The sequence below is a fragment of the Protofrankia sp. CiP1_Cm_nod2 genome (assembly GCF_920664355.1).
GTDB lineage: Bacteria > Actinomycetota > Actinomycetes > Frankiales > Frankiaceae > Protofrankia.
Window position 1 is genome coordinate 22,075 of sequence record NZ_CAKKTL010000053.1, and the last position, 5,732, is coordinate 27,806.

Here is a 5,732-nt window from a genome sequence, read left to right on the forward strand (position 1 = left end):
GACAGGGTTCTCCGCCCCGATGTTCCTACAGGCGTCCGCCGACGAGGGCGGTGAGGTCCACCAGGCGGTTGGAGTAGCCCCACTCGTTGTCATACCAGCCGATGACCTTCACCTGGTTGCCGCTGGCCATGGTGAGCAGCGAGTCGAAGGTGCAGGAGGCGGCCGTCCCCACGATGTCGGAGGAGACGATCGGATCCTCGGTGTAGACGAGGACGCCCTTGAGCGGGCCCTCGGCGGCGGCCCGGTAGGCGGCGTTGACCTCCTCGATCGTGACTTCGCGCTTGAGCGTGACGACCAGGTCGGTCACCGACCCGTCGAGGACGGGAACGCGCAGGGCCAGCCCGTCCAGCTTGCCCTTGAGCTGCGGCAGCACCAGGGACGTCGCCTTGGCCGCGCCGGTCGTCGTCGGGATGATGTTCTGGGCGGCGGCGCGGGCGCGGCGCAGGTCCGAGTGCGGGAAGTCGAGGATGACCTGGTCGTTGGTGTAGGCGTGCACGGTCGTCATCAGGCCGCGCTCGATGCCGAAGGTGTCCTCGAGAACCTTGGCCAGCGGCGCCACGCAGTTGGTCGTGCAGGAGGCGTTCGACAGGATCGTGTGCTGCGCCGGGTCGTAGATGTCGTCGTTCACGCCGATGACGACGGTGAGGTCCTCGCCCTTGGCCGGCGCGGAGATGATCACCTTTTTCGCGCCCGCCTGGATGTGCTTGCGGGCGTCCTCGGCCTTGGTGAACCGGCCGGTGGACTCGACGACGACCTCGACCCCGAGGTCCCCCCAGGGCAGGGCCGCCGGGTCACGCTCGGAGACCACCTTGAGGAAGCCGTCGCCGACCTTGATCCCGCCGTCGGCGGGACTCACCGGCTCCGACAGCGTGCCCAGCGTAGTATCGTACTTGAGCAGATGCGCAAGTGTCCTGTTGTCGGTAAGGTCGTTCACTGCAACGATCTCTATGTCGTTACGCTTACTAGCCTGAAGCGCCCGCCAGAAGTTGCGGCCGATACGGCCGAAGCCGTTGACACCCACTCGCGTAACCACGTCAGAGAACTCCTCTATCGTCGGTACATTCCGTTGTCGCAGTGAGCCTAAACGACTTTGAGGGTCACCGGCCGGCATCCTCACAGATCCGTGCCCGCCGTGTCCAGAACTACCCGGCTCGACTCTTTTTTCAATTCTGGTAGGCTGCGGGATGTTTTGACCCCGGCCGGCCGGGCGGTCGGGCGGTCGCCCGGCGATCAACACGATCCGTCAACCGCCGCAATCCCGACCGGTACGGCCCGACCGACAGCGCCCGCCCGATACGGCCCGGCCGGCGCGGCTCGATCGATATGGTCCGACCAATACGGTCCGACCAATACAGCTCGATCGAGTATGGCTCGACCGAGCCGGCCCGACCGGCACGGTCGCGGAGGACATGGCGCGACCCATCGGCGGCAGCCGTGACTCACCGCATCCAATCGACCGCCTGAACTGTATGGCCGCTACGGCCGCACCCTTCGGAAGGCCGCCTGTCCTCGACGGTACCCGCGGCTGTAACACCAATCACACAGGCACCCATCGCCCCGCAATATCCCCTTCCCCGGCCCCTTACGTGGCGGACACCACATCGCGCTACCCTGCCGGAAGAGACACCGTGCCGTTCCCGTCCGTCACCGTTCTCCCACCTCCCTCACGCCACCTCACAGCACCTCCCGCCACCGCCGTTCCACCGGCCGGGCCCTGGGGCGGGTCCCGGAAGCACCCGGTCCCGGCAGCGGCGGGGCCGCGGTGGCGCCGGCCGCGCCGATCGGCGCCGCGCGGCCGGTCAACGTGACGCCCCGGGCGAAGGCGCTCCGGGCAGCCAGGCAGCGGGCAGGCAGCGGGACCGTCCGCCACACCACGCGCCCACCGTCCGTTGAGATACCGCCAGATGTCCGTCGTCGCCCGGTTGTGAAAATTACGTCCGTATTCCGCCGGAGCCGGAAGTCCCGCCCGGCGAGTACCGCCCCGGCCGTATCTCCCCGCCCGACAGGGAGTTCCGATAATTCGCCGAACGGCCTCTTACGGCCCCGCCAGAACGATGTGCGCGGTTTTCAGGAGCGGGACACAATACAGCCGGGAGTTCCCACCGGCCGGGAGTTCGGATACCCTCTGGATTCGAGCGTGACCAGCCATCGGACGGCCGTCGCCCCGGCGGGCTAATACGCCCGGGCACTGATCGTCCGGCAGCCGGAGTTCGACCGGCACGGATACCGTGAAATTGAGAGTGGACGCACCCGCCGGACGCACCCTAAGCTCCGAGACAGTTCAGCGGACGGCCGGCCTTCCAAAGAGGCGGAAAGACGCTGGATGTTGATTGTCATCCATGCTCCGAGTTGGTCTCCGGCGGCGCGCGATAATGCCCCTTTTTCGCGTCGCCGGGGACCTTTCCGAGGGGACCACGAACTCCTCGGTGGCCGGCTGACCGTGCCCCGGCCACCGAGGTCGGACTGGTACCGGCGATCCCCGCCTCCGTCCCCACTCACCCCACCGGGGTGGGGAGCGCCGGTACCGCACCACGGGTGCGGCGGCACAGGTTACGACGACAGCCCCCGGTCGTGCGACCTGCGCCGCCGCACCTTTACCGCGCCGGTACAGGGCACCGGCCGCCAGCACCGGCACCACCCTGCCAGGAGCGGGCCCGACGGTGTCCGGAGAAACGGGATACGGCCATGACGACGTGCCGGGACACGCCCCACGAAAAGCGCACCGCACAATGAGCCGGTCGGCGCTGCCGGTGCGGGTTCACCTGTTGGTGCGCACCGGGGACAGAATTCTTCTCACCACCGGCGACGAGACGTCGCCGGCATGCTGGCGGCTGCCGGCCGGAAACCTCGAGGGGCAGGCCGCCGGCGACGCCGCGGTCCGCGTGGCGCGTGAACAGGCGGCGCTGCTGACAACGCTCGAGGATGTCCGGCTGGAACACGTGGCGCATCACTGGGCGGACGACCGGGAACAGCTTGGGCTGTTCTTCCACGTCACCTGCACATACGGCGTCACCGGCGCCCACGGCGCGGCCGCCACCGGCCTCCCCCGCCGGCCGCGCCGGCTGGCCTGGCATCCGTTGGATGCCCTGCCCGAACGGTTCGCCCAGCCCGATCAGGACGTCGTCACCCGCTGGGCGGACGGGGAGTTCTTCTCGCACGGCGGCTGGACGGCCCGCCGGGGCACAGCCGCCCGCCCGCCTGCCGGTGCCGTTCAGGCAACCGCTCGGGCAGCCTCGGCTCAGGCGGCCGCGACCAGACCGCCGTCAGCTCCCGCTGCCAGTTCTCAAGCGTGAACGGCGAGCGCACGAAGCGCCGCAGCGCCGCCCGCCGGTCCTCGAGCAGCGGCTGGACAGCGGTCAGCGCCCGGGCCGTGTCGGCCCAGATCTCGTCCGTGGCGGACAGCGGCAACATCGTGATCCCGGGCAGCAGGCGGGCGACCTCCGCGATCCCGGGCAGGTCCGTGGCCAGCACCGGAGTGGCGACCGCGCACGCCTCGAGCACGACGCTCGGCAGGCCCTCGAGATACGAGGTGACCAGCAGCAGCGACGCGGCGACCAGCAGCCGGGGCACGTCGTCCCGCTCGCCGAGCAGCTCGACGCGGCCACGCACCCCCCCGGCGGACGCCCTGGCGAGCAGCTCCGCGGTCTCCGCCGGGTCCTGACGCCCGACGATCTGTAGGCGGGCGTCCACCCCCCGCGCGCACAGCGCGACGAGTACGTCGATGGCGCGGGCCCGGTTCTTGTTCGCTCCCGGCCGGCCGATATGGATCATGATGACCGGGCTGCGTGCCCCTTCGGGAACGCTCTCCAGCGCACGCCGGCGGGCCGCGATGGCGACACCGAACGGCTCGACCTCCAGCCCGTTGTAGATCACCCGGCAGCGGGGGTCGACCCGCCACTCCGGGCGCCACAGCTCGCGCATGACCGCCTCGCACACGGCCAGCAGATCGGTCGCGTTCGCGTCGAGCGCCGCCTGTCCCGCCGCGTGCCGCAGAAGCGCGCCAGCGTTGCGCCTCCGCCGGCGGGTGGTGGCACCCGACCAGCCGGTTCCGCCAGCGGCCCACCCGGTTCCGCCAGCGGATCTTCCGGTTCTGTCACCGGGCCGGCCGATGATGCCACCAGCCCCGTCGGCCCTGACCCGGAAATGCGCGACCCGGCGCGGCACACCGGCCACCCGGGCGATACCGAACACGAGCCCGGTGGCATCCGACGCGTACGCGTGGACGACCTGCGGGCGCACGCGGCGCAGCAGCAGGTAGAAGGTGAGCGGGAAGGCCGGGCCGAGCCGGCGGTAGTACACCTCGCCCCCGAGCGAACGGATCTCGTCATCGAGCTCGCCCCGCCGGCCGCTGAGCGAGCAGAACACCAGCCGGAACTCGTTCGGGTCGAGCCGGCGCATCAGCTCCACGGTGCGCCGCTGCGCCCCGCCCCGGTTCATCTCCTCGACCAGGTACATCACCGTCCGCGGCTGCCTGTCGGATGCCCCAGCCCGTTCGGATGCCCCGGCCCGCTCAGATACGCCGGCCCGCCCGGATGCGCCGGCCCGCCCGGCCCCGGCCGCCGACCGGTCTGGATCGCCGGCCCGGCCCGCCCCGGCCAGGACGGCGGCAGGACCCCCGGCGGAGGGGGCGGCGCTGGACAGATCGGTTGTCATGACCGCCGCACCGCCTCGCCCACGGCGCCTCCATCCACCCCGCCGGAACCACCCGCCCCGCCGTGACCACCCACCCCGACGCCGCCCTCCGGTGGCCGGCGCAGCCGCACGTCCGTCGCGACGACGACCCCCATACCGCCCTCCCTGCTTCCCTGTTCAAGCCTCTTCGGGCTTCCGGGCCTTCATGATCTCCAGCACGATCTCCAGGTGGACGGGATGGCCACAGCCGCATGCCCTCCGGCCAGCGCACCTCCAGCCCTCCGGCCACGCGAGCACAAATGACCGAGTGGCCTTCGGCGAGTACCTCTCCGGGCCTCCACCTCGGCTTCCTCGAGTCCCTCGCCTCGGAACGGACCGGCGGCACACCGACCCACATCCACGTCCACCAGCAAACTTAACCTACAGGAATCGACATACCACCTTTGGTTACGGTCGCACGTAGAGCCCGGCGCTCCCATCGGCCAGCCCGGCCCCCACAGCAACCCACCCCAGCCCTATCCGGGCAGAGAATCACATATCAGGACAAAGAAAGCGCGACAACCACGGACGTGCCCCGTGGCGCCGAAGCACCCCGCTCACCCGCCAGCCGACACCCGCCCATCACTACCCTGGGCAAGCTCCGCTCGCACCTGCGCGACCCGCTGGTGGGAGATACCAAGCAGCTCGGCGACATCACGCACCGACAACGAACCTGGCAACCGGGCGACCGCGCTGCGGATCGCCTCCGCGGACTCCCGCTCCGCCCGCTCCGCGATCGCACGAGCACGACGCGCCGTCGCCACCACCCCTCCAAGCCGGAGCCCATGCCCCAGAGGCCACCCGTGCCTCGGTACGGTCGCAGGAGCATCGATACGATCACCCTACGGCGCATCCAGGTATCTACTCAGGCCGTTCATGCATCGGCTCGGCACCTGTGGGAAATGGATGTGACCGCTGTGGAACCGGCTCCGCGCCGAGCAGCGCCGCCACCGCGTCGGTGGTGGCCGGGTGGGCGGCGAGCAGGTCCGGCACCGGGCCGGCGGCCGGCCGCGCGGGCCCCACCGCGTCGCGCCCCACCGCGTCGGCCCTGTCTCTTATAC

The 5,732-nt window shown here is 70.7% G+C and carries 6 protein-coding genes and 1 pseudogene; 1 reads left to right on the top strand and 6 read right to left on the bottom strand.

The genetic code is table 11. The annotated features are described in order from the left end of the window. Positions 1 to 25 precede the first annotated feature (25 nt). A complete protein-coding gene (gene gap / locus NBW84_RS08355; protein WP_250283316.1) occupies positions 26 to 1,033 on the bottom strand; it encodes a type I glyceraldehyde-3-phosphate dehydrogenase in 1,008 nt (335 codons plus the stop codon). Between the two features lie 641 nt (positions 1,034 to 1,674). Continuing rightward, the gene (locus NBW84_RS08360) at positions 1,675 to 1,875 is read right to left on the bottom strand and encodes a hypothetical protein (protein WP_250283319.1); all 201 of its coding nucleotides are present in this window, start codon (positions 1,873 to 1,875) and stop codon (positions 1,675 to 1,677) included. Positions 1,876 to 2,729: 854 nt separating this feature from the next. On the opposite strand from NBW84_RS08360, the pseudogene NBW84_RS24155 reads away from it, so the two are divergent. After that, a pseudogene (locus NBW84_RS24155) lies at positions 2,730 to 3,071 on the top strand (hypothetical protein); the annotation flags it as partial. A gap of 52 nt (positions 3,072 to 3,123) precedes the next feature. Here NBW84_RS24155 and NBW84_RS08365 read toward each other — a convergent pair. The 4 genes from NBW84_RS08365 to NBW84_RS08380 all read right to left on the bottom strand — a co-directional run. Continuing rightward, the gene (locus NBW84_RS08365) at positions 3,124 to 4,653 is read right to left on the bottom strand and encodes a glycosyltransferase (RefSeq protein ID WP_250283321.1); all 1,530 of its coding nucleotides are present in this window, start codon (positions 4,651 to 4,653) and stop codon (positions 3,124 to 3,126) included. Continuing rightward, on the bottom strand, positions 4,650 to 4,787 hold the full coding sequence (locus NBW84_RS08370) for a hypothetical protein (RefSeq protein ID WP_250283323.1): 138 nt from the start codon (positions 4,785 to 4,787) through the stop codon (positions 4,650 to 4,652). Before NBW84_RS08370 ends, NBW84_RS08365 begins: the two co-directional genes overlap by 4 nt. Before the next feature lie 441 nt (positions 4,788 to 5,228). Beyond that, the gene (locus tag NBW84_RS08375; protein ID WP_250283324.1) at positions 5,229 to 5,435 is read right to left on the bottom strand and encodes a hypothetical protein; all 207 of its coding nucleotides are present in this window, start codon (positions 5,433 to 5,435) and stop codon (positions 5,229 to 5,231) included. A gap of 97 nt (positions 5,436 to 5,532) precedes the next feature. Continuing rightward, on the bottom strand, positions 5,533 to 5,732 hold a 200-nt coding region (locus NBW84_RS08380; protein WP_250283327.1), incomplete at its 5' end, for a hypothetical protein.

Bases quoted from the DNA above. Each gene is read 5' to 3' on its own strand.
- NBW84_RS08365 (WP_250283321.1), bottom strand. From the start codon at position 4,653: ATGACAACCGATCTGTCCAGCGCCGCCCCCTCCGCCGGGGGTCCTGCC.
- NBW84_RS08370 (WP_250283323.1), bottom strand. From the start codon at position 4,787: ATGGGGGTCGTCGTCGCGACGGACGTGCGGCTGCGCCGGCCACCGGAG.